The following is a 24,369-nucleotide window of genomic DNA, read 5'->3' on the forward strand; positions in this document are numbered from 1 at the left end:
GTGTTGAGCGACAACCATCTTGGCCGGTGCCGACAACCACCTTGGCCGGTGGGGCTGGACGGAAGACGGGCTTGCCCGTCTGGAGGGTAGCCCCACCGGCCTGATTGATTTTGGGAATAGGTGCTGGTCGCTGCGGGTTGGTAAACTGGGATCCTCTGCCGTCAAACGGAGGATCAGGATTGGCCTATCAACTCATCACCGACCAGCAATTGAGAGTATACATGACCGACCTCCAAAATCACAGTCAGCGCACCGCGGCTGCCCGCGCCGGGTTCAGTGAACGGACCGCCCGACGTTTCGATGCTGACCCGACCCTGCCTTCCAACCGCAAGAGTGTTCACGCACGCACGGTGCCGGACCCCCTTGAAGACTACTGGAAGAGCGAACTTCTTCCTTTGTTGGAGAACGACAGTGCGTTGCAGGCTGTCACCCTGTTGCGTCATCTTCAGGGCGAGCATCCCGTGGCGTTTCCAGACGATCGTATCCGGCGGACCCTGGAGCGGCGGGTGCGGCAGTGGCGGGCGCTGAACGGTCCTGAGCGCGACATCATCTTCCGCCAGACACCGGAGCCGGGATACATGGCTCAGTCCGACTTCACCCATGCCGATGAACTGCGGGTAATGATCGCGGGACAAGCGTTCCCGCACCTGCTCTACCACTTCGTCATGGTCTACAGCCGGTGGGAACATGTCGGCGTGGTTCTCGGCGGGGAAAGCTTCACGGCGCTGGCCGAGAACCTCCAGCAAGCCCTCTGGTCACTGGGCGGCGTGCCGCAAAACCACCGAACCGACAGCCTCTCGGCCGCATTCCGCAATCTGAACATCGATCAGCGCGAGGATATAACCAAGCGCTATGATGCCTTTGTCGGCCACTACGGCATGGATGCCAGCCGTAACAACCGGGGTGAGGCCCACGAGAACGGGGCGGTGGAATCCCAGAACCGGCATCTCAAGACAGCTATCGATCAGGCGTTGATCCTGCGCGGCAGCCGCGACTTCGCATCCATCGAAGACTACCGGCGCTTCGTCGACATGCTGGTTGCCCGGCGCAACAAGCAGCGGGCGATGCCTGTGCAGGCGGAGCAGACGCACCTGAAGCCTTTGCCGCAGCGGCGCACCACTGACTTCACCGAGATCGTGGTGCCTGTCACCCGCACAGGTGGCTTCCTGGTCAAAAGCATCTTCTACAGCGCACCGTCACAGCTGATCGGTCAGCGCCTGCGTGTCCATCTGTACGATGATCGCATCGAGGCGTTTCTCGGCGGCACCCTCGTCGTCAACCATCCCCGGGCCCGCGGGCGCGGCGATGGGCATCGCGTCCATGTCATCAATTACCACCACGTCATCCATGCTCTGCGGCGCAAGCCACAAGCCCTGTGGAGTTCGATCTACCGTGACAGCCTGTTTCCCCGCACCGAATACGCCGAAGCGTGGAAGGTGCTGCAGCGGGACCTTCAGCGCCGCGACGCCTGCCGCCGAATGGTCGATCTGCTCTCCATCGCCCATGAACAGTCCTGTGAAGCGGAGTTGGCGCATTTGCTGGCAGCAGACCTCGACGCTGGTCGCGTGCCGGATCCCAAGGCCCTGGTGTTGCTGTTGGCTCCAAAGGCCACAGCATTGCCGAAGGATGTCGCTGTCGCCCATCCCTCTCTGGACAGCTTCGATGCGCTGCTGGGGGCAAGCGCATGAGCGCCCGCGAGATCGACATCCACACGCTGCCCAGCATGCTGACCGCGCTGCGACTGCCCAGCTTCCACAAGCTCTGGGCCGAGATTGCCACCCGCGCCGATACCGAAGGCTGGCCAGCCGCTCGCTTCCTTGCCGTTCTGGCGGAATTTGAACTGGCAGAGCGGGACATGCGCCGCATCCGGCGCCATCTGAACGAGGCGCAACTCCCCGCGGGAAAGACATTGGCAACCTTCGACTTCAAGGCCTTGCCCACCTTGCCACGTGCTCGCGTCGCGGCCTTGGCAGCAGGCGACTGGCTGGATGGTGGCGGCAATCTCATTGCAATCGGTAATTCCGGGACCGGTAAGACGCACATCCTCTGCGCCATCGGCCATGCTCTGATTGAGGCAGGCCACCGCGTCTTCTACGCCAGAACCAGCGACCTGGTGCAACGGCTTCAGGCTGCAAGACGCGATCTCGTTCTTGAGGCAGCCCTGGCCAAACTTGATAAGTTCGACCTGATCATTCTCGACGACATCACATATGCCCACAAGGATCAGGCTGAAACCGGCGTCCTCTTCGAACTGATTGCCAGGCGCTACGAATACCGCAGCATCGCCATTGCCGCCAACCAACCCTTCAGCGGCTGGGATCAGATCTTCCCCGACAAGGCGATGACCGTAGCGGCCATCGACCGCCTCGTCCATCACGCGAGCATCCTCGAGATGAACGCCGAAAGCTTCCGTCAGCGTGCCGCCGCCTCCAACAAAAGGGCACAGGCCGAAACGCCGCCGACAACCATCACCGACAACCAAAACGAAGGAGACACCTAACCAGAAACATTGAACGACACGCCAACCTCAGCGGCCTGAAAACCGGCCAAGATGGTTGTCGCGCGCGGACAAGGTGGTTGACGCTCTACAGTTCTGGCCGGCTTTGACACCCGCCACGATACGCCGCCCTTCAAATCACGCCATCACCCAAATTCCCGCATAGCTCCACATCGTGGAGGCGAACCACCTATCGGCGCCAGCCCCCTTACAACCCGGTCATACCGTCTGTCGCGCGCGGACAAGGTGGTTGACGTTCTACAGCGCACCAGCTCGACCCGCAAAGGGCCGATACGAAAGCGATGGCAAGCAGTTCCCCAAGGTCGTGGCGGGCGTTACTGGCGCGCGGATCGGGGACGTCGTCGAAGGCGGAAAAATCTGCATGATGATGAGGACTCCGTGAACGCAATCCCCATTTCAGAATCCATCTCGCCCTCACAGGCAAGAGCGACCTTTCACGCCTTCAGTTCCAAACGCGATTCTCTCGTCGTCATGAGCGATTACGGCAACACGAAAATCCTTGTGTTCGACATATGAGTTTATCGTTCCCAACACCTCCTTGAGATCAATACCACTTCTTTCAAGATCATCTAAAATTAGGGTCTTTCCAGGCTTCAATTGATTTCTAAGAAATGCATTGGCAACCTCGGGAATGAAGCACAACGGGACAGTAAATCCAGCGGTGCCAACGTCCTTGCCGCGGAGTTTTTCAAAAAACCGCGCGTTTTCGCTTGGGTCGGGCGGGTGGCAGCGAATACTTCAGCATGAAGTTGCTCGACGGATTGAAAGCCATACAAGCTCACATAAACGCGACTTGCTTCGGGGATGCATTCCTTCACCTGAAACGTCTTCCCCGTCCCCCAAGCCCCAGTGACAAGAACTGCATAGCGAGGGGCATTTAGCGAGGCATAATGTTTCAGGTCTTCTTCGAGGCGGGTCATGAAAATGCCTGTAATCCTGAATGATTTATGGAATTGGAGCCCTCTTCGGGATCGCTTGATAACTTAGAGGTTCTAGATCGAAGCAGGCTTCCACGCGGCATGCAGTGAATAACTCACCCTGCAAATCAGACGACAAAGCATTTGTAACCAGAAACAAATGGAAACGTGACCTGTTGGCCGCGAGGCATCTCAACTCGTTTCTTGTTAGATAGAACATAGGCTTACTCCCGGATGTCCCCTTAATTTCAAGGAAGATTTCGCAGTTTCCTTTTCTTCGCTTCAGGTGAAAGTCGTAACCTAAGTTTTCATTCGTAACATCTTTTATATGAAAATCGGCATGAAACGTTTTTTTCGCGAATGCTTCAGCGGCTTTTTCGACTGCGCGCCTATGTTCACTTGAAGCGTAGCCGCGATTTGAAGGGTCTTCGGCTTTCACATTAGCATCTATGGCCTTTTTATGAGTGGAGATCAGGGTTGTGCCCTCCCTGGGACGAAGTTTTTTCAGTAAGTCTTCTGCATATTTAGCATAATCAAGTCGCCATTGTTCTGATCGTGTTTTGGGGTCTGAGGACCTTACGTCTACTTTCGAAGCCATTCCCAGTTTGCGGCCATGCTGTTCTGGCAGCGGCATGTGACGCAGTTCATTGGGAATGAGGAACGCATGCTCTGAAACGACGCTGTAAAGATATTTGGTTTCATCAAGGCTTGCTGGAAATTGTTTATCTATTTTATATTCTGGGCGTTCCTGTTGGCTTACAAATTCGGCGTTTTCAAACCAGCCTACGGGTAAGAGCGGGCCAAACGTTCGACCATTGTCGTTCGTGGATGCAGCAACAAATATTACAAGCCAACCCTTTGCATCGTCGGGTGTTTTGTGTGGCGGAATGTATCCATAGAATTTACCATCAGGCCCTGGTTTGAAATTGAATCGCTCGTGACCGTCGCGATATTTTTTGATGTGCTCATGCCGCCCAAAAACATCTTGTCCTTGATACTCTTCAGACCAAGCGGTTTTCACAAAACAAATTTTTGAATAGCTGAGGGCCATTGTTTTCCCAATTTTTATATTTGATCGGAGGTGAAGGGTTTGCCTATACCTAGATGTCTCAAATTTATAATGCCTAAGAAGTTACAGCGGCGGTGCAATAAATTGGACGCCAATTCGACCTAACTCTTCTCGCAGCATCTCCGACAATACGCTCAGACCGCCCAAAAGGATTTCAGATTCCAAAGATGCAACCCAATTTGCGAACTGAATTTTGTGGGCGTCGAGAATGTGATACCTAGCGTGCAGTTCCCAAGCCCTTCCCAAATAAAGATTGTCGCGAGTCGTTCTCTGGTTGGCAATTTCAATCAAGGCGGAATGGGAAAGGATGCCATCTATGTCGCGTTCTCCAAGCCAGTCCTGGTCAAATGCATGCACCCACCATTCATTCGGAAACAGCTCTTCTAGGCAATTGGAAAACTGAATGCCCAAATTATGAGCCTCAGTGACAGTTTGAGAAAAAGGAAGGGGGAAAAGTTTTACAAACTTGTGTCGCTTCATCTCGTCGGAAAACTGTTTTAATGCACGTTCTCCCTCTGAGTCACAATCGACAAAGCCAATGGCACGAAATCGTTCAGTATCAAGATGCTTGGTTTTATATTCCCAAGCTCTCAGCATATTTGCTACGTAATTTGCTCCGGCTCTCTGAGGGGGAGCCGCTACGACAACAGGGGTGTCCGTTGAAATATTCATGGCGTTGATAAGCGCGCTAAAAACAATATTGTCGGACTGGCCTTCGACATAAATCATTCGGGTATTAGCTGTGAGGTCATTAATAGCTTGCTGTAAATCCGCACGTTGTTGATCGACTGCTTGCAAGCTTGCCATTGCTTCAGCCATGTGTGGAGCAACAATTGCCATCACACCCATCCTGCTATCAAGATCGCTGATCGAAGGCGTCATTGTCTGTCCTAAGCTTCCTGTTTCATCGTCAGGTTTAGAAACAAACACTGTCGAAACAGATAGTTCTTCGGAGCCCGCTGCATTAAAAAAAATGGGGGAGTGCGTTGTCAGCAAAATTTGTGTCGTGTTTCCAGCAGCCAGACGTTCGAATAATTCCGCTGTTTCTTGGGCGCGTCGCATCTCTAAGTTGTTCTCGGGCTCCTCATAGGCCCAGATGAAGGTGTAGGGTGTGCCACCTCGCTCCAATAGAGAGCTCTTCTTATCGGCAATGAATTTCAGTATTAGGGGAACGTATCTACCTTTTACGCCATCGCCTCTCTGCTCCAATGAAATATTTTGTTCGCCACTAAGAAAGTCCAGTGTCTCGAAAATCTGGCTTAAATCATTGGGTAGTTTAAGCAACGCATTGTCTTGGATTTCTTCAGAAATGTCCAGAATTAGCGCTTCTACATTTTCTCCAATGGCATCTTCGAAATTCGTGCTGCTGTCGCGGAATGATTGCTCGGAAACTTCTGAAATTACTTTAAAAATCCTACCACGAAGACTTCGAAGGTAATCTTTACCTCGAATAGCCGGAATGTATTCGAACTCGACGCGCGACAAAAGTGCGGGAACCTTTGAACGGGACGTGAATTTATTTTCTGTCCACTTAGTCCGACCCCGCCGATTTTGGCTCTCCCTGACCCCAGCCCAATCCCGCAGTTCTCGAAGACCTTCGGAGCGCCACTTTTTCCTCCATATCGCGCGTTCACCATTCCTCGCGTGGTAATTCTCTGGAAGCTCGAATGTGAGCGTCACTTCGATTTCTCGAGCACGCTGGTTAGTCAGTGCAAATTTGTTGTAGTCGCGTTCGAAATCTAGAGGTTCAGTTCCTTCAATTCGGTCATTGAAGAATAGATTGAGCGCACGAAGTATGTTCGATTTCCCACTATCATTGTCGCCAACAAAGATTGCAAGGTCGTCGACTTCAAGATCTAAATTTTTAATTGATCGAAAGTTCTTGATCTGAATTCGCCGTATTCTAGGCATGTGGATCCATTTCTATTAAAGTACTGGGATATCGGTAATTTTCAACCTAAGTTGCGGACTGCAAATTCAATTTGAAAGCAGATACAGCTTATGCGTTAGTTATTTCTGTTTTTAACACTTTTCAATATGCCGTTTGCTAAATAATACTTTATTATCATCTAATAATCTGCGAAATTATTACCGACGGGGGCGTCTTTGTTCGAGGCTGGGTCGTGTTTGTTCCAGACTTATAACAAAGACCGCATTCTGCCCATTCCTACTGTCATCGGGCGTCAAGTATTGTCCGGTCTAACTTTGATAGGATGGTGTGCCCCCATTAGGTGGTCCAGTTTGAATGTTAATGCATGGTCGGCCTTTGGTCTATCGGGACGATACTTTTTGGCGCTTGTACTCGGTCGGCGCAAGGACGGGGCTAATTCTCTAAAGCCAGTGACGGTGTTGATGAATTGCGCAATGCGAGATTCTCACGGAAACGTCCGATTTCGGTGGCCATTTGGTCGCCACTGTAGACCAGCGAGGTCTCGTGGCGGGCATACTTCCCAACGCGATCTGCGCTTAACCAATTGTACGAACCAATGCAGAATACATCCTCGTCGGCTGTAACAATTTTGCTGTGGAGTTGGCGAACGGGATGAAACGATACACCTATCGCAGTGAGGGCTGCTTCCGCCTCTGCATATTGGCTAACGCCACTATCGTTTATTTTGGCGTTCAGAACTGGATCGGCGTAGACGTCAATTTTCACACCACGCAATGCCGCCTCCTGCAAAAGCGATAAAAATCCGTTCTTTTCCATTGTGCCCTTGATTGTCCAAGGGCTGACAATTTCGACAGTTTTCCGTGCCGTTGTGAGAATATCTCGCAGGAATATATCATGGTCATCAGCATCGCGAAGCATCCTTACCTCAGCGGCTTTTTTCTCGAGGTCTTCACGCGGTTGGATGTCGAATTCAAGAGCGTTTTCCGATTTGGCGAACAGGAAGGTGCCAAGTAGCCCGCGAGGAGAACTACTGGAAGCCAAAGAAAACAGGTCCATGTCGCCGAAGACAAGGAAATTATCCTTTGCACGAGAAACCGCCACATTCAGCATTGAGGTGGAGCTGTCGATAAACGTGCCATCTGCTCCTTTGGCATAACCAGGAGAGAAAATGACAACGGAACGCTCAGCTCCCTGAAGTGAATGCACTGTACCAATGGTCATAGCACCGGCACCCATAGTGCGGATACCGGCGGCCGCGCAGGCTTGCTTCAGCTCTTGAGCCTGCCGCCCAAAAGGCGTGACGATGGCGACTAAGCCTTCGATCTTTTGCCTGTATTGCCTCTCAAGCGGTTCCCGATGAGCAACAAGCCAGGCGGCAATCGTGTGTGCTTCTGTCGGATTAAAGCGGCTGCCTCCGGCGGAGAATGCCGCGCCATCAATATGAAGATACCCCATAGGCGGAAGATCAAGGCCGTGGGCTTGGCCCCGTTTCGGCTGCAGGTGCCCTTTGTAACAAAGCGCATTGCTGAATGCGATGATCTCATCAAAACAGCGGCGATGCTCAAAAAGATAGAGCCCGCGATCAAGATCCGGATAGGGTTGGTAGTGACAGGCATTCTGGGCACAGGCCATGACGCTCCCAGTATGCGATAGGAACCCGGAAGACAAAAATTCCGTTAAAGCAGTTTCATCCATTTCTTTTGGTATAATATCGAATTTTGCCAGATTGCCGAGATCAATCGATTTCGGAATGTTTGAAATGGGCTCAATCTGTCGAGTGTCTCCAACAATCAGCGCCTGTTTCGCTAAGGCCAGAGAGGGGGCTGCAATTTCTGGAAGAACTTGCCCTGCTTCGTCAATGATCAGCAAGTCGATGAAACCATACAGATAGTCGTCAACGAACGCGTTACCCTTCTTTACCTTGCAGATCATCTTACTAGGTAGCGTTGCAAACGTTGCAACTGCGCAGGGGGTCAGCATCATACGGCGGTGCCATCGAGGAACGACTGCCTTTTTCCCAGTGCGCTTCTGCTCCTTTTCGATATCAGGAAGGACTTTTTCCATTTCCATGAGCCACCGCCCCTCCCAGTAATGGGTAGCGAGAAGAAACAACGGGAAGCGGATTTGGCAATCAGCGAAACTGTCGATATCGTCGATCTCTGCACCGGCCAATGCGGAAGAAAGCTCTTCGGTTTCTGTATCCCAAAGATCAACGGCGGTCTTTGCACTTCCAATAAGTGCCCCGGCGTGTTTCACGGATTCTAAGGCGGTGGCCACTTCGGATTTGGCGTTTGATCTATGATCTCTGATCTTGGTGCCGACAGAAGCAACATGCTCCAGTTGATCAGCCAGATCATTAAAACCGGCCCCCCGAATGACCGCTCGCGCTGCGGCCAGACGTTTGCGAGCGACAGAAGGCAAAAACGAGAAAAACGCTAAAAGTGCTGATTCATTGGCAACGTGACTGTCCCATTGGTGTGCAAGCGTGTCTGCGTCAGACAAGCTTTTTTGGGCCGATGCCAGGCGGTTTTCCCGCTCTGTTAAAGCACTTGCCGGATCGAGACCCAACTCGGCAGTGAGAGCGGCTTGTGTTCGCAACTTTTCTGCGTACTCGGTATCGAGTTTTGCCAGCCGTTCGATACCTGTTTTGATACGATCATGCAGACGTTTCGTGACCTGTTCCACACTCTCAAGACCTTCGTCGTCAAAGGCCTTCTGGGCCTTTGAGAGGTAGTCAGCTTGCGCTCGTGACACGTATGTTGGTGTTTCCAACTTTTTGATGAACGACTCTGTTTGATAACGCTTGGACGCCTCTTCTTCGCGCGCGAAAGAAGACAGGAACAGACCGAAACTCTTGATGTCGGGCAGCCATCGTCCTGCAAAAACACCTGTGCCTGTAGCGTAGTCTTTTTCAAACGCGTCAATGATGTTCGTCACCGCTTGGTTGTTGGCCGATGCGGCAACAATTACTGGCGGATCACTCTCCTCTGCGGCGGCTTTTACCCAAAGCCCAGCAATTGCGGACAGGAGCATCGTCGTTTTGCCTGTTCCGGGCGGTCCGTTGACGGCAATGATCTCTCCGTGCGTCGCCATCGCCAAGTGGGCCAGAACGTCCCTTTGGTTTTGGGCCGTTGGAAATACATCGTTTGAGTGTCCCAGTCGGTCAGACAAGGCATACGGCCGTGGCAGCGAGGACGACAGGGGAAGCGGTTTGACGCGGGCATAACTGCGCACAAGTGCCGGGATGTCATCTTCCTGAGCCAAGTCATCGTAGAGCGAAAGAATACCCCTAACCATCGCTGAGGCATCGTCAGCAATTTCGAAGAAACCTGGATTGCGCTCGGTAAAATGTCCTTCGCAATCAAAATTGTCGCCGCAAATTTCTCCGAGAAGTTCATCGCAGAATTTTAGGTATCGGGCCCACCCTTCCGCGTGAGCGTTGATTGAGTGTTCTTGCCCAAACCCACCGTTAGCAAGAAACATATCCTGCGCCTCTGTCGTTCCAAGCGACAGCGCTCCCGATGTTAAAGGTTCCAGCAAATCGCGCGGGACGAGCGTACGCCCTGGAAGGATATAGCCTTCACGGGTCAGAACGGCTTCGGAAACCAGCGGTGCCAATGCATCCGGCAAGCCATCTTGCCTTGCTGTCCCATGATTAAGCTGTCGTGCATATACACGTGGCCACAGCCGGATAGGTACAGTGCCTTCAGACTCGTCTCTATCTTTGAAAAGGATTTGAGTTTGGCGGGGAGGAAGGCGACCGGTTACCATTGCGTTTTTGCTGAGGCGTGCATGGCGTTGTAGCTCGCTCATCCTGAATCGCCCTTTGCCGAACGTGCTGTCGGAAACGCTGGCCCGCCAATAGCTCAACAGCTTTGAGGCGGTATCGTGACTGGAAGCGGGCATATCTTTAGGCATAGCGAGAAATTGCATTTCTTTAATTGTGCTGAGGTGAGCAACTCATTCGAGAGGTTTTCGTCAGGTTGGGAACTCACGGGGGAAGTGTTTTCAAGCCAAGCAAGCATTTAGCGTGCATGATGGCAATGCCGGCTTTGGATATTGGTCCAATCTGACTACATTACTTTTCTGCAAGCTGGCCCACGGATGTCTAGAAAAACAGGTGCCGTGTTAGAAGGCTTCGTCGCCGACGGACGCAACTTACCTCGATCATGGATGGGCTTCGCAATTTTGCCCTGCCGTGAGTTCTTGCGTACCATGTCTGTTGATCTCCTGGTCGAATTGACCCATTTTTTCATTTCGCGTTGACCCCTCTGGCTTATGATAACCTGATGGAAAGTCTGCGGAATTAATGACAGCTGTTGGGTCACGACGTTTCGGGAAACTGGGTCAATTTCTCGTACAATTCAACACAGCAAGGGCATCCGGAGTTTGCTCTGTTGAGGTTGCTTTCAGTATTATCGATCACCGCTTGACGCGGCCGCGGACCCCTTGCATGATAACGCCATGTCAAAGCTGATCGCGCTCATACCCGTACATCTCTGAACGCCCCTGCCGGGGTGTGCTGACCTGTGCCTGTATATTGTAAGCTGCGGACGACGACATTGCCCCTCATCATCTATATTCCTGATCGCAGCCCCCTGCTGCCGCACCTCATACGCTGATCATCCACGTTTGGGAGACAGCACAGGTGTGCGGCTGGGTCTTATAAGCCCGGGGCGCCAGATCAGCGTAGTCGGCCGGGATCGTTACCCGGGTCTCCTACCACCCCCTTCAATCCAATCAGGCAAACTGCTGTGTCGCACAACACCGCAGAGGGAGACTCATCATGGTGTTCACCTTCAGCATCAGGGATTTTATCTTCGTCGATTTCGAGGCCTCCAGCATCGATGCTGACTCCTGCTCCATCGAGGTTGGCGTGGCATGGATCGCGGACGACATCGTACATCGCGGGTCATCCCTGATCCGTCCCCAGACATACTGGAACCGGTCGGCCTGGTCCGCAGCATCCGCGCAGGTTCACCGTATCGCATGGAGCGAACTCGATACGGCACCTTCCTCCTATGGGGTCGCCTTTGAGTATAGGCACCGCGTCCTTCACTCTGGCTATACGGCAGTAAGCGACGCACCGGAGTGGGACGGAGCCTGGGCAGAAAAACTTCTTGAGGCGGTCGACGGTCATGGCCACCAATTTGTCGATTTTGATCATCTTGTCCGTTCCGCTTGCCGCGGGAACGCTAAAGCCATCAATCACACATATGCGCATCTGGAAGCGATGCCGAGCCTGCACCGGGCCGGATGCGGAGCGTCTGGCGACGGCCTTACTTCAAGGCATGAAAGCTGACGGCAGTACATGACGGCCTCTGCGCGCCGTTATCAGCGATCCTGTCACATTCTTCCTGACTACCAAACAGGCCCCTCAATGACCCTCAAGCCAGACCATCTGATCTTCCTCGACATCGAGGCCTCCGGGCTCGGACCAGACTCTTGGCCCATAGAAGTGGGCCTTGCATGGATCGTCGACCAAGCTGTCCAAACGTGGTCATCCTTGATCCGCCCTGAGCCGGACTGGGACCCCGATGCATGGTCGGATCAGTCCGCCATCATCCACAACATCCCGCGTGAGGATCTTGACGCGGCACCCAAGGCGATTGACGTCGCACACGAGGTGATGGAGCGGATCGCCGCGCGGCATGTGATCAGCGATGCGCCAGGGTTCGACCGCATGTGGATGCAACGTATCTTCGAGGCGATCGACATCGTGCCGCCGGCGTTCATGCACATCGACAAGGTCGTCGCTTCGGCCTGTAACGGCGACCGGAACACCGTCAGACGCGTCCTCGCGCAGCTGGAAGAGGAACCGCGGCCGCATCGGGCCGGGGCGGATGCAGCGCGTCTGGCGGCGGCTATCCTGTATGGCATGAAGATGGGGCGGCTCTCTGACGGGACATCACGATGACCTTTGAACAAGACGAAATCAACGCGGCGGCGCTCGAAGCCTACGGGCGCATCATCCGTGCCTGGAAGCTTTCGCAAAGGGAGGCGGCTGCCTTGGCCGATATGTCCGAAAGCAGGTGGCAGCGGGCCAGGCCCACTGGCTTCACCGGCACGCTGACGCATGACCAGCTTCTGCGTTTCAGCGCCATCGTTGGCATCTACGCCGGCCTCGAGCAGTATTTCTCCGACCCGCTCGCCAAGACCTGGTTCACACGGCCAAACACCGGTCCGCTGTTCCATGGCGCAAGGCCCATCGACGTCGCAATCGCAGGAGGGCTGCCACAGATCCTGACAATCCGGAACTATGTCGATGCCCTGAACTGCGGCGCCTGAGGTCGGTTAAGGGAAAGATATTTGCCCGTTAGGATCACTTGTTTCCGTCGATCCATTTGGACATCAGGCCCTTGTCGCGAAAGCACTCGTCTGGCACGGCGCGGCGCTTGATCCGGGCAAGCTTTTCAGCAAAAGCCACCTGCTTTGACGTTGGTCGCGGATCAAGGTCGGCGACGGGTTTCAGCTGCGACTGCGCATCAATCCAGGCACTCAGGCTGCGGCGGTCCTGCTGAACATCCCACGGCAGCAGCGTTTGGTTTTTTTGCGCCAGCGACCGGGCATAGGACATCTGGCGCGGGGTGGGGGGTAAGGTAAAGGTCGTAGCGTCCATGGCTAAAATCCCTCATTTGACTGAATTCATGCATAGAACATACCATGAACAAAATCAAGATGGCCGACTGTACCGGACTTGTCGGGTAGAAAGCGTCGTCCACTTCAGTGCGTGATTTAGACCACTTCAAGTCGCGCGGGATCCGATCGTTCAACAGCAAAATCGAAAAGTGATACCATTCACCAGCGGACCGCCTATTCTTGGCCCCATGTGCAACTTGTATTCCAACACGATGGCCAAAGACGCGATGCGGCAGCTCTTCGCGGTCGATGCGTCCCATGACGCGCTCGGCAATGCGGAGCCGCTGACCGCCATTTTCCCAAAGGGCATGGCCCCGATCGTAGGGCTGAACGATGACGGTGCGCGCTGGCTGCGACACGCGCATTGGGGCTTCGTGATGCCGCAGCTCTCCAAGAAGACTGGCAAGCCGATTCAGCCGAAGGCCGTGAACAACGCGCGTGACGACAAGCTGCGTACGTCCGGTTTCTGGAGGACAAGCTTCGATGAACGGCGGTGCCTGATCCCTGCGACGAGCTTCTGCGAGACGAAGGGACACAACCCGGCGACCTACGTCTGGTTCGGCGTAACGGGAGAGGGGAAGCGGCCTCCATTTGCGTTGGCGGGCGTGTGGCGGGCCTACAAGGGAAACTATGGCGGCGGCGACCTGCGCGAGATGATTACGAGTTCTATGGTGACCACCACGCCGAACGACCTGGTGAAGGACACCCATCCGGACCGCATGCCAATGATTTTGGCCCCGGAGGACTATGCGCAATGGCTGACTGGCACGCCGGACGAGGCCTTTGCGCTGATCAGGCCGTTCCCGGCTGAGCGCATGGTGATCCACCAGAGCGGTGAAGGCCTTAAGTCGGATCACGGTCAGACGCAGTTCTGACGCCGTCTTCCCGGGATCGTGCGTCAGATCGTCACGAAATGCGTGTCGCCATCTGCCACCGGTGCACCGCTGAAGTCGGCCTCATCGGGGATCCGGCCAAAGGCAATCTTGGCGCCGAGATAGCCGCCAGGCATTTCACCGGGGAGACCGAAGGTGAGAGCCTGCGGCCCCAGCCTGGCCCGCAGGTCGTCCATCAGGTCGCTCACCACCTCCCATTTCGCCCGGGAAGATCCTTCGGATGCGCTGCCAGAAAGACCGGGGCTGGCCGCGAAGAGGTCCGTCATGACGTCTTTTTCGGCGATCATACCATGGATCATCACGCTGACCGCACGCGGCGCAAACGCCAAGGTGCGTTCCGCGCGATCAAGTCCCGCGGCGAGGGCCTGCATGAAGGCATGGTCGTCCCGTGCGGGTAGGAAACTTGCCTCCCAGCTCCAATGCAGGTCGTCGCTCCGGGATCCAGAGGCTGTACGATAGCCGCCGCCCCGGAAGCTCAGCGTCAGTTTCGTCGCCCGCATGTCCGCCCGCCGCACACGGCGGCCTGCGCTTTCGGTCAGAAGCCGTGCACAGATCCGGACCTTCTCCGGATTGCGCCAGTCCCGCGGCAACATACGGCTGTGGCCGAACATGCTCTTCTTCGTCGGCGGGCGTTCCATATGGTAGCCATGCAGACCATTCCAGAACCGTTCGCCCTCGACGCTGCCCCAGATCGCGCGGGCCTGTTTGGGTGCCAGTGTCCAGAGGCTTGGGACGTCCCGCACACCGGCCGCTTCCAGTCGCGTCCGCATGCCCTTTGAAATCCCCGGCAGGTCGCCAATATCGATGTCCGCGAGGGCACTGGGAAGGTCTTCGGCGCGGATCATCTGAAAGCCATTCGGCTTATGCCGTTCCGCGGCGATCTTGGCCAGAAGTTCAGTGGGCGCCATGCCGATCGAGCAGGTCAGCCCGTCGCTGAAGGTAGCGGCGAGCGCAGCCTTGATCCGGTCGGCGAGGACCTTGCCGGTGGCGGCCTCAGCCGGGAGAAGGTTGCACACCACCTCATCGATGGACCGGACATGGGCGACTGGCAGACAGGTCTCGATCACGTCGAGGATCCGCTTGTGCAGCCGCACGTAAACATCGTGGCGGGCCACCACGAAGATCATGTCGGGGATGAGCGTGCGGGCTTTGCTGATTGTCGCGCCGGATTTGACACCGCGGGCCTTGGCCTCGCGGCTGACGGCGATGCAGCCGGTGTGAAGTGAATCCAGTGGCACCACGCCCACCGGGCGGCCGCGCAGGTCTGGATTGAAGTGTTGCTCGGCCGACGCGAAAAAGCTGTCGAAGTCGAGATAGAGACGTTCGACGCCACGGGCCCGACCATGTGAATGCTGCACCGCGTATCCCTTTGCCAAGGCACCGCAGCATAGTCGATCAGGAGGATGGGGCAAGGTGACGTGTCACCACCATCAGTCGATCATCAGACATGCCCATGATCCGCAATCACTGTAGACCTTACTGACACCAGAACTCGTCACCGTCGGGCCAGCGGCGCGCCAACTTTTCGGAAATCAGAATGTCGCCGACATCGACGCCCTCGATGCTGATTGTCGCCAGCCTGCGCTTGCCCGTGCCGTCAATCCCGAAGGTTTCAACGGTCCACGCATTCCCGTTCAACAACGCCTGCAGCCGGGCCGTTGCGGCTGTCGCGAGATCGATTTCGACAAAGCCTCCGCAGATGTTCGTGCGGGACTCTGGCGTGTCGAAATCCTTCAGCCTGATATTGACCCCACCCAGCCAGAGGGTGTCACCGTCCACGATGCATGTCTTGTCTGACGTATTGCGCTGGTACTGCCCGCAGATCGGCAGATTTCTCACGGGCACGACATTGGCCTCAGACGTGGATGCGCCAGCGCTTGTGCCTGCCGTGAGCAAGCACAATGCAACGAGGCTGAAGCACAAAGGTCGTGGAATGTGCGTCATGCTGCCACTCAGCTGGTAGTCAAAATCAGAAACTCATCCTTGGCGTGACCGTTTGCCAATGCATCCTTCATCCACTGAGGCTGGCGGCCGCGGCCGGTCCAGGTCTGCTCAGGATTTTCGGGGTGACGATATTTCGGCGGCAAAACAGATTTGGCTTTCTTGCCTGGAAGTCCGGTCAGTTCGGCGAGGGTATACCCCATTTTCCGCGCGGCAGCTTCGGCCGCTGCAAGTGCTTCTTTGCGCTGCTTGTCCTGATAGCCGTCAACGGCCTTATTGACGTCCTTCTGGAGCTTTTTGAGATCTTCCAGCGACATGCTGTTCAAATCGATATCCGCCATCTGTATTTCCTTACCGTATTCACCGTGAAAAATCGCTGAAGCGCAGTTGCCACTCAATCAGATAGGGGGTCAATCGAATTTAGAAAATTGCGAGGCGTTATCTCCCCATATTTTGATTCATGGGGCTGCGTGTCAACTCTTAAGTCATCAAGCGTCATTCACGAATACGACCCGGTTCTTCTCATCAGATCAATAGAGCCAGCCTTTTGTCCTGCGACGGAGTTTTCAGAGATCGCGATAGAAGGCTTCGGATGAAAACTCCCGATGCGTACGGAAGGGAAATTTTGCAATATCATTGGAATCGACCCAATCCTTGATGGCGTCTTCTTCCTGGCCATACGGCCTGCACGGGTACAACTGCGGGGGTGGCAACGAGCGCATTGATTTTGGTCTTGCCGCTAGAATCTACCTCAATGTGAAAAACAAGCGCATCGTAATTCACACGATTGACACAACTGGAGCTTGGCCCGCGGCTTTATAGGAAAATATGCGCCGCGTTAGAAGGCTTCGTCGCCAACGGCAGCAACTTGCCGAGGCCCTGGATGTCCTCCCCAATTTTGCCCTGCCGTGAGTTCTTGCGTAACATGTCCGGTTAATCGCTAGACTCATCACATCCTGATCGATTTTCAAGCTCTCTAAACCGTCACGTCGGATGCGCGTGATTTTGAGACCTAGCAATGGCCGATTCCTGTTGTTGCTCGGTTTTTCTTGGGGAGGTGCTGGAGTGATTCGCAATGTGTGTGCACGGAACAACCTGAAAATCGCCTCAACTTGTTGCAATGTGAAAAATATCGCGGAAAACGTTCTCACAATATCTTTTAAAAACAATAACTTGACTCGGTTTAGATTCTCCTGTGGAAAACCAAAATCGCCGTTAGGTTTTTTCATCGATTCCAACGATCCATAGTTCATGGCGGATCTGAAGGCTTGATGCGCAAGAGAAATTTGAACTGAAAGGAACCTATCGAACCAGACATAGGGTCAAAAAAGAAGCTCGGCTGCGTCAACAGCCGAGCTCCTGTGACCGGAATTCCAGCCAATTTCTGTACATTTTCGATAGCCGAAGGGCGCCGAAAAGGCAAAGGATTTTCGTCTCGCTGAAGCACGTGCTTTCGGTGAGGACGGCTGCTTGTTGAGCGGCCAATCACGCGGGTGACCCCGATTCAAAAGCGGCAGCGGACCGCCACAATATCCGGCTCACACCTTAGCGGTGGCTGACGCCACCGGCTGTTACGATCTGCGCTCTGAGCGAGTGCAGAAACAACGGATTTTGTCCGCAATGTCGAGACATGCCCAATCGAGAACTCGTCACCATGCCCCCCCAGAAATTCACTACCGGAAGCCGGCCAGCCAAGAGCAGAGCAGTTCGCAAGATTCCAAAATCTTCAAAAGGGCATTTTGTCGGAGAGCTTGTCTATGACAACGTCAACGGCCAGCCGCAACGCCTCGGATTTGCGAGCTACACCGAGTTCAAGACTGCAATCTGCCTCATTTATCGGGAGGATTTTGCTGATATTGAAGAGCAGTTGGCGGCTTTGCCGTTTAATCATCCAAGAGGGGCTCCGAGCGAACACTTCTTTGATTTTCGGTACACCACGAAAGGTGGGAAGCGAATTTGCATTTCCGTCAAGCCTGAGCGGATCGCCGGGACTTACGTCTACCAAGCAACGATCAGCGCCATCAAGAAAGCCGCAGTCGGCAACATTTGTGATGCTGTGGCGACTGTGACTGAGCGTAATGTCAGTCCAATAGAGTTGCACAACGCTGAGCTTTACCATGCGGCGCGCAAGGCCGATCCTGTTATGGACGCCCTTGTCCTCGAGGCTCTAAGTCGGCTCGACGGTCCTGTATCGATTGACCAGCTCCTTGCAGATATTGGTGTTTACGGGCGGGGCTTTTTCAGTGTTGCACGATGTATCCGTTTCGGACATGCGCGCATGTTTACTCCGGAGAAAATTCGCGGCAAAACGCTGATCGAAGCACGGTTGGCTGCATAATGGCGACCCCGTTCAGGAAAGTAGTTAAGGTCCTGCTGGAAAAGGACTGCGACTTCAAGATTGGTGTCCGCGAAGGGCGTGTGCTTGAGTTGCGGCCCGAAGGGTATTTGGTTTTCTGGGAGCCATGGACCAATTCCGATACCGGCCAATGTCACGAGAGTACGGCAAGCGTTATTGCCTACGATGCAATTGTCACGGAAAACAACTTCGGCAGCCTCAAGATCATACGGCGGCCGTTGGCGAAGCCAGTTGACCCAGAGCAGGTTCGCCGCAGTGCGCGACTACCGATCGAAATCGCGCGTCAGAGGTTCCGGAAACAGTTTGTGTTTGCAATCCAGGACATGCTTGACCGCGGTCTTCTCAAGCCCATCCGCGACGATTTTTGTGCCAACATCATTCCGATCGTCGCCAATGGAAAGCAGCGCTACCAAGAGTATCTCGCGGCGCAGTCTATCCGTGAAAGTAAGCGCGGCGGTGCCAAAGCGCAGAAAACCAAACGGGAAATCGAAAGATCGGTCGAGTTTCACCACGGTTTCAAGAACGGTCAGACCATGTGGAAGTGGTACTGGCAGTGGCAGAGTGATGGCGACGCCGGTCTATTTGACAAGTACCGCAACTGCGGGAACTACAAGCGCCATGACGATGCGACGGACGCTTTCATCGTGCGTGTCCTGAATACTTTATGGGATCAGGAGCGCCCGAGCGTCAAATCCCTTGTGGAGAGCGTGCAGGCCGCACTGGGTGCTGAAAACGAGCGGCGCAATCGCTTGCCGGTTCCCACCGGCAAGTTGAAGAAAGTTGGATACGACTACATCCTCAGTGTCATCAAAGAAAATGCTCCGCTCGACCATAAGATCCGGAAGCACGGGTGGGAAAAGGCATATAAGGATCTGCATACATTGGGCACGGGGATCGAAACGTCCCGCGCACTGCAGTGTGTCCAGATTGACGAATACACCGTTGATCTTTTCGTGCTCATGGAAAGCACGGACTTATTTGACCACCTGCCGGCATCGATTAAGCAGATTCTGCAATTGGACGGAGAGGCCCGGCGAGTCACATTATCGGCCGCTATCGACGTCCATACACGTTGTTTTCTTGCTTTGCAGATCGTTCCGGAGGGCATCGAAAGCCCTTTGCGGCAGACCTTGGAAATGATCTACACCGATAAAAATCCAATTGCCGACGCTGCAAACGCTAAATTCGGCTGGCCGATGGGAGGGGCACCTGAGAGTACCTTGCTCGATCGCGGGGCGGGGTACATTACGGACGACGCCTATGATGTTCTCGCGAGTCTTGGCATCACCAACTTCGGCGCGCCGGCCGGTAAGCCGTGGCTCAAGCCATATATTGAACGCGTTTTTAAGACAATACACAGCGATCTGCTACTGAGATTTTCGGGGCGCGCTTTTAGCAATGTGGTTGAGCGTGGGGAAAATGATCCAGCCGAACGCGCTTCGCTCACCTTGGAAGCGTTCCTTATTTGGCTCGTGCGTTGGACAGTGGATGCCTATCATACGAAAAAGCATTCCGCGCTCAATATGTCCCCAGCGCAGGCTTGGAAAATCGCTACAAATGAGTGCGAGCCTCGGTCGCTTACCAGCGACGAAATGCGTGAGGCGTTAGGGCTCCGGCTTCGGCGCAAACTGAGCCGCGGCGGACTGCGAGTCTCCCATATCGACTATCAAGCCGACGCCCTGATGGAGAAGTTCCTCGGCTCGAATGCAGAGTATTTTGAAATTCTGCGTTGGAACGGTGACATCGGGACTATCGGTGTGCGGTGCGACGATAGCGACTGGACCACAGTACCCGCCCGCGACGAAATGTGGATCGGCAAGACAGATACTGATCTTCGGGAGTGGCTCCGCAATCGACCAGAGGAAGACGAAGATGAAGTCATTGCACGCCGCGATTTCATCAATGACGCAAACAAAGAGTCGTTTCGCCTAAAGCAATTGATGGGTTTGATTTCTCTGCCCAAGACACCGCCTGAACTTGCCAAGGATGTCGAGCGCTTCATGCGGCATGCAAATACCGCCGAGCGCCGCCATGCAGCGGGACCTTACCGCGGACTCCTGGAAGGCATCGACGATGGCTCGAAATTTCATGCCGCACTGCAGGTCCTTGGCACCGCATCTGACCATGTCGATCTCGACGGTGACATCAATGATTTAGACGAAGATTCAATGGAGTGAACATGAAGAACACGACAACGACTGCACCGATTACGATTACGGAAAAGCTTAAATGGCTGGAAAATCGCTATTGGAAATTCGGTGACGAGGAAAATCTCGCTGACAATCTGTTCGACCTCTATGAGGTCGATGACGACGGTCGGATGACATCACAGCCGAGACGCGACCCGCTCACCGGTGAGACGAGGGGTCTGATGGTCCTCGGTGCTTCTGGCAACGGTAAGACGGCGCTTCTCAAGCGCGCCTTGCGGGTGGATTCCGTCTTGACGAAGTTCAGGATCAACCATGATGGAACGACGCTTTTCATTACGGTACCGCCTGATGCGACAATCAAAAAGTTGGCGGAGATCATCTTGGCGAAGACAGGCTATACCAAGATTGATGCGAAACTGCGGTCGGCAGATGCTTGGGAAATCGCACGGCATCGGTTCGGTCTTGTCGGGATCAAGACGGTAGTGATTGATGAATGTCACCACATCATGCGGCCTGGCTCTGGTCGCGATGTCCTGGGAGCGATTCAGTCGTTGAAGCACATCATGCAGAGCGACCCTGGTGTCGCCCTCATTATTGCGGGCGTTCCAAGCTTGAAGGACGCAATCCTGTCCGAACCATCAGGTGAAACCTACCGCCGATTCCAGGAACTTCACCTGACGCGGATCCGCCTTGGGAGTAAAGCTGCCGGATTGTTTGGCAAGAATCTTATGAAATCCGCAAAGACCCTCGGGGTGGAGCTCGCTGTCGAAGATGCGCTTCCGGAACGCATCATCTTCGCTGAACACGGCCAGGTTGGAAAAAGCGTAGCTCTCGGCAAGGAAATCCTGCGGGACGCGGTGTCTCGGAAACGTGACACGATCTCACTCGCGAATGCGGATCGTGTGTTCAAGAAGTCCACGCCTGGTCTCGACATGACGCCATTTCATAGCGCTGATTGGGACGTCGTGAAGGCTGAGTTGAATGCTATCGGTTGGGTGCAGGGATGACCCTGTGGCCTGCTCTCCCATTCAATTCTGAGGAAACACTTCTGTCCTATGCTGACCGGCTGTCCGTGATGCATACGGGACGCGGCATGAAGCGTCTCGTCAGGGATTTCGGCATTGACACTGAGAATTTCACCTCTGGGTATGTTGATGCTGTCGCTGTTTTCGCAGACGCAACCGGGCTGCCGCTTTTGGACCTGCAGCAGGCCTCCGTCCGAGTCTTGCGGTCCTGTGCGTCCTTTCGAGGCGATAATATCTCGAAGTTATTCCTAAGCCCGCGGGCAGCCCGTTATTGCCCGACGTGTCTGGAAGAAGACGGCGACAGGGCGGACTGGCGGTTTCGCCTGATCTGGGGATTTCATCATGTTGCCAGGTGCGACCTGCACGCACTCTGGCTGGTGGATGCTCCGACCTCAAATGAGACCAACCTACGCCTTGCCCTTGGCACCTCGGAGTTGGGTGAAGCACAGACAGTTCATGCGAAAACGCCGGACTATCTGTCGTGGCTTCGTGCTCGTATTCACGGCTCAGTCAACGGCAAGAATAAGTGGATGGACGGTCAAACCATTGAACAGGTGCTCGCTGCGTCTGAAATGCTCGGCAGTATTCTGCAGCACGGTCATAAAGTGGCCATCACGAAACTGAAACCCGGGGAAACTGAAGAAGCAACGGATATTGGTTTCTCCATCTACGCAGAAGGCCCCGAGGCCATCGAGGAGGCGCTTGACACTATCCGTCAGACCTCGACCGCCACCGCGGTGCAGGCTGGTCCACTTGCCCTTTATGGAAGTCTTTTTAACTGGCTTGATCGCCAGTGCAACGCGATCAATCCTGGTCCAATCCGTGATATCCTGCGCGACCACATCGTAAAGCACTCCGCAGTTGAGCCCGGCACGCGGGTTCTTGGCGTCGAAATTACAGAACGACGGTACCATACCCTTTACAGCTTGTCCGCAGCCGTCGGCGTCGAAAGGCCACGGCTATCGCGCCTCCTGAAAAAGCTTGGTGAGATTCCAATGGATGCTACTGAAGTGGAGAGCGGGAGAATGGTGTTCGAGACTGCCAAGAGCGTGCGCCTGATCGAAGCCTTTGCAACCGCCATTCCGTTGCGGGATGTCCCCGCATATCTGTGCGCCACCCAGAACCAAGTGGAAATTCTTTATCGCGTAGGTCTTGTGCACCCATTGATTCCGAGGGCCGGTCGAGGGTCAGTTCGCCATGTCGTTATTGCCCGGTCGCACCTCGACGAACTTCTGAATAAGGTGACCGAATTGCCGGTGCTGGACGAAACGGCAGCTGGTGAATTTCATCCGATTTCTTACGCCTGCCAGCGTGGTGCTGGACGCTTCGAAGACCTGCTCGCCGACGTTCTCGATGGCAAGGTTCAGGGCTATCGCCGTTTCGATAAAGTTGGCATCGGAGCTATTGAAGTCGATGTCCGCTCTTTAATCGCGATGAAGAAATCCGCCTGAACCGCGCCTGAACGTTCCAAAAATTGTCAGTCACCAAGCTCGCCTCGGCGGGCTTTTTTTCGTCTTGTTCCCGTCCGCGGGATCTTACCCCGATTTTCGTAGCATCTTTGCCCGGATTTCTAAATCGCCGAAAATAAGCCACTGTTATTAATATCTTTTTCGAGCTCTTTCGAGACAACTTTGGCCGGTTTTACAGATTACTCCAAAGCCTGCTTTGACGCTTTGATTTAACGTTCGCGTGCGGCGCTTGGTGTGCTGCGCGCGTTTTTCTGCGTTGTAGCTGAACGTAAACTGCCGATTGGCAGGTGCCGCCCCCTGCGGACGGCCGCTGTCTGCGATCATTCGGATCAATGTGTTCGAAGGGGCATTCGGCTTAACACGTTGGAAATAATTGCGGTCTACAACCCTAGTATCAACTTACGGGGTCATTGCCGCCTTGCAAAATATTGCAAACCTTTTTCTGTTTCTCATGGTCGTCACCTCGGGCAGTCTTGTCGCCGTTGTGTCGGCTAATCCTGTGCCAGGTGAACCCGTCTTGATCCTGTCGGCGCAAGGCGTTTTGTCGCGCGAACACATTGTCCGCAGCAGTGGGGGCCGATTGATAGGTCCAACATCAGCCCCGCTGGCAAGCCTTGCTGTGTCTGACGATCCTGAATTTGTCGAACGGTTGCGATCCCTAGGCACCTTTATGGTGCTGGATGGTCGTTCGATTGCCCAACTTTGTGGAGCTTCAATATGACTTCTTCAACCGAACCGAAACTCTGCGATAACATCCGAATCGAACGCCAGCGCGCCATGCGCATCGTCGCTGTCAGTGGATGGTGTTTTGCGCCGATCCCAGTGTTGGTTGGATTTTTCGTTGGAAACCCGATTTTGCCAATTTTGATCGGGACGGCCCTTTTCGCTGTTATGGGATCTATCGCGCTACGGATGGGTGAAAAACACGCAACGGTCGGTGTTTGCCTCGCCTTGGTAGGGCAGGCTTTTATGCTGACCGCATCACTGGCCGGGCAGGGGTGGCAACTGGACAGTCACATGATGTTTTTCGCTATTCTGGCCTGTACCATGCTGGTTAACGATGCCTCTGCCACCATCATCGCCGCGCTCGCGATCGTCGTGCATCACTTGCTGCTATCAGGTAAGCGGGAAGGCGTGGCCGTTCAGGCGCTGTAATTCCAGGGCGTGAGGGCATCGAGTTCAGCACTGGGCCACTGATTGGCGATGCGTTCCAGGGTCAGCGTCAGCCAGGCGACAGGATCAACGTCGTTCATTTTGCAGGTTTGCAAGAGCGTCGCGATCGTGGCCCATGTCCGGCCTCCACCGTCAGATCCGGCGAACAGGCTGTTCTTGCGTGTAATGGTCTGAGGCCTGATGGCACGTTCGACGATGTTGGAATCCAACTCGACGCGGCCGTCGATCAAGAAGCGCTCGAATATCTCACGACGCGTCATGGCGTAGCGCAGTGCTTCTGCCAGCTTCGACTTGCCCGAGATGCGCGGCAGGGTCCGCTCCCACAGCG

General features: G+C 54.6%; 21 protein-coding genes. 12 read left to right on the forward strand and 9 right to left on the reverse strand.

The features are described 5' to 3' along the window. Positions 1–221: 221 nt before the first annotated feature. Together istA and istB are read left to right on the forward strand one after the other, a co-directional pair. Positions 222–1,688, forward strand: coding sequence for an IS21 family transposase (gene istA / locus BM131_RS18540; protein ID WP_090190784.1), 1,467 nt, complete (start codon positions 222–224; stop codon positions 1,686–1,688). Next, on the forward strand, positions 1,685–2,500 hold the full coding sequence (gene istB, locus BM131_RS18545; protein ID WP_090190782.1) for an IS21-like element helper ATPase IstB: 816 nt from the start codon (positions 1,685–1,687) through the stop codon (positions 2,498–2,500). The genes istA and istB overlap by 4 nt, the downstream gene beginning before the upstream one ends. A 611-nt stretch (positions 2,501–3,111) precedes the next feature. On the opposite strand, the gene BM131_RS18555 is transcribed toward istB, so the two are convergent. The 4 genes from BM131_RS18555 to BM131_RS18570 all read right to left on the reverse strand — a co-directional run bounded on the left by BM131_RS18555 (position 3,112) and on the right by BM131_RS18570 (position 10,208). Further along, complete coding sequence (locus tag BM131_RS18555; protein ID WP_090191841.1) at positions 3,112–3,438, reverse strand: P-loop NTPase fold protein; 327 nt, start codon at positions 3,436–3,438, stop codon at positions 3,112–3,114. A 25-nt stretch (positions 3,439–3,463) separates the two neighbouring features. Next, positions 3,464–4,486, reverse strand: coding sequence for a protein NO VEIN domain-containing protein (locus BM131_RS18560; protein ID WP_090191843.1), 1,023 nt, complete (start codon positions 4,484–4,486; stop codon positions 3,464–3,466). 81 nt (positions 4,487–4,567) lie between these two features. Continuing rightward, positions 4,568–6,415, reverse strand: a complete 1,848-nt coding sequence (locus tag BM131_RS18565) for an ATP-dependent nuclease (RefSeq protein ID WP_090191845.1) — start codon at positions 6,413–6,415, stop codon at positions 4,568–4,570. 412 nt (positions 6,416–6,827) lie between these two features. Continuing rightward, on the reverse strand, positions 6,828–10,208 hold the full coding sequence (locus BM131_RS18570; RefSeq protein ID WP_175499480.1) for an AAA domain-containing protein: 3,381 nt from the start codon (positions 10,206–10,208) through the stop codon (positions 6,828–6,830). 973 nt (positions 10,209–11,181) lie between these two features. Here BM131_RS18570 and BM131_RS18575 point away from each other — a divergent pair. The 3 genes from BM131_RS18575 to BM131_RS18585 all read left to right on the forward strand — a co-directional run bounded on the left by BM131_RS18575 (position 11,182) and on the right by BM131_RS18585 (position 12,683). Further along, a complete protein-coding gene (locus BM131_RS18575) occupies positions 11,182–11,697 on the forward strand; it encodes a 3'-5' exonuclease family protein (protein WP_090191849.1) in 516 nt (171 codons plus the stop codon). A gap of 78 nt (positions 11,698–11,775) precedes the next feature. After that, on the forward strand, positions 11,776–12,312 hold the full coding sequence (locus BM131_RS18580) for a 3'-5' exonuclease (RefSeq protein ID WP_090191850.1): 537 nt from the start codon (positions 11,776–11,778) through the stop codon (positions 12,310–12,312). After that, positions 12,309–12,683, forward strand: coding sequence for an antitoxin Xre-like helix-turn-helix domain-containing protein (locus BM131_RS18585; protein ID WP_090191852.1), 375 nt, complete (start codon positions 12,309–12,311; stop codon positions 12,681–12,683). The genes BM131_RS18580 and BM131_RS18585 overlap by 4 nt, the downstream gene beginning before the upstream one ends. A gap of 34 nt (positions 12,684–12,717) precedes the next feature. Here BM131_RS18585 and BM131_RS18590 read toward each other — a convergent pair whose 3' ends face one another. Beyond that, positions 12,718–13,014, reverse strand: coding sequence for a hypothetical protein (locus tag BM131_RS18590; RefSeq protein WP_090191853.1), 297 nt, complete (start codon positions 13,012–13,014; stop codon positions 12,718–12,720). 208 nt (positions 13,015–13,222) lie between these two features. On the opposite strand from BM131_RS18590, the gene BM131_RS18595 reads away from it, so the two are divergent. Continuing rightward, entirely contained in the window at positions 13,223–13,909 is a 687-nt protein-coding gene (locus BM131_RS18595) for an SOS response-associated peptidase (protein ID WP_090191855.1), read from the forward strand. A gap of 23 nt (positions 13,910–13,932) precedes the next feature. Here the strand turns inward: BM131_RS18595 and BM131_RS18600 are convergent, their stop codons facing one another. From BM131_RS18600 to BM131_RS18610, 3 genes are all read right to left on the reverse strand, one after another. Then, positions 13,933–15,285: a Y-family DNA polymerase gene (locus tag BM131_RS18600; RefSeq protein ID WP_090191857.1), complete on the reverse strand. Its 1,353-nt coding sequence runs from the start codon at positions 15,283–15,285 to the stop codon at positions 13,933–13,935. A gap of 118 nt (positions 15,286–15,403) precedes the next feature. Beyond that, positions 15,404–15,772, reverse strand: a complete 369-nt coding sequence (locus tag BM131_RS18605; protein WP_139222712.1) for a thermonuclease family protein — start codon at positions 15,770–15,772, stop codon at positions 15,404–15,406. 107 nt (positions 15,773–15,879) lie between these two features. After that, complete coding sequence (locus BM131_RS18610) at positions 15,880–16,209, reverse strand: H-NS histone family protein (RefSeq protein ID WP_090191860.1); 330 nt, start codon at positions 16,207–16,209, stop codon at positions 15,880–15,882. 1,289 nt (positions 16,210–17,498) lie between these two features. On the opposite strand from BM131_RS18610, the gene BM131_RS20100 reads away from it, so the two are divergent. The 6 genes from BM131_RS20100 to BM131_RS18640 all read left to right on the forward strand — a co-directional run bounded on the left by BM131_RS20100 (position 17,499) and on the right by BM131_RS18640 (position 24,023). Further along, positions 17,499–18,206, forward strand: a complete 708-nt coding sequence (locus BM131_RS20100) for a hypothetical protein (RefSeq protein WP_139222713.1) — start codon at positions 17,499–17,501, stop codon at positions 18,204–18,206. Next, positions 18,206–20,401 carry a hypothetical protein gene (locus tag BM131_RS18620; protein WP_175499482.1) on the forward strand — a complete coding sequence of 732 codons (2,196 nt, stop codon included), beginning with the start codon at positions 18,206–18,208 and terminating at the stop codon, positions 20,399–20,401. Before BM131_RS20100 ends, BM131_RS18620 begins: the two co-directional genes overlap by 1 nt. Before the next feature lie 2 nt (positions 20,402–20,403). After that, positions 20,404–21,381, forward strand: coding sequence for a TniB family NTP-binding protein (locus tag BM131_RS18625; protein ID WP_090191864.1), 978 nt, complete (start codon positions 20,404–20,406; stop codon positions 21,379–21,381). Further along, positions 21,378–22,850 carry a TniQ family protein gene (locus BM131_RS18630; protein ID WP_090191866.1) on the forward strand — a complete coding sequence of 491 codons (1,473 nt, stop codon included), beginning with the start codon at positions 21,378–21,380 and terminating at the stop codon, positions 22,848–22,850. The genes BM131_RS18625 and BM131_RS18630 overlap by 4 nt, the downstream gene beginning before the upstream one ends. Before the next feature lie 436 nt (positions 22,851–23,286). Next, positions 23,287–23,589, forward strand: a complete 303-nt coding sequence (locus BM131_RS18635; protein WP_090191868.1) for a hypothetical protein — start codon at positions 23,287–23,289, stop codon at positions 23,587–23,589. After that, complete coding sequence (locus tag BM131_RS18640) at positions 23,586–24,023, forward strand: hypothetical protein (protein WP_139222714.1); 438 nt, start codon at positions 23,586–23,588, stop codon at positions 24,021–24,023. The genes BM131_RS18635 and BM131_RS18640 overlap by 4 nt, the downstream gene beginning before the upstream one ends. Here the strand turns inward: BM131_RS18640 and BM131_RS18645 are convergent. After that, positions 24,011–24,369: IS66 family transposase (locus BM131_RS18645; RefSeq protein ID WP_139222715.1), on the reverse strand; the 359-nt coding region annotated here is incomplete at its 5' end. The two genes, BM131_RS18640 and BM131_RS18645, sit on opposite strands and share 13 nt — an antisense overlap.

It is taken from the genome of Loktanella salsilacus (assembly GCF_900114485.1).
Classification (GTDB): Bacteria; Pseudomonadota; Alphaproteobacteria; order Rhodobacterales; family Rhodobacteraceae; genus Loktanella; species Loktanella salsilacus.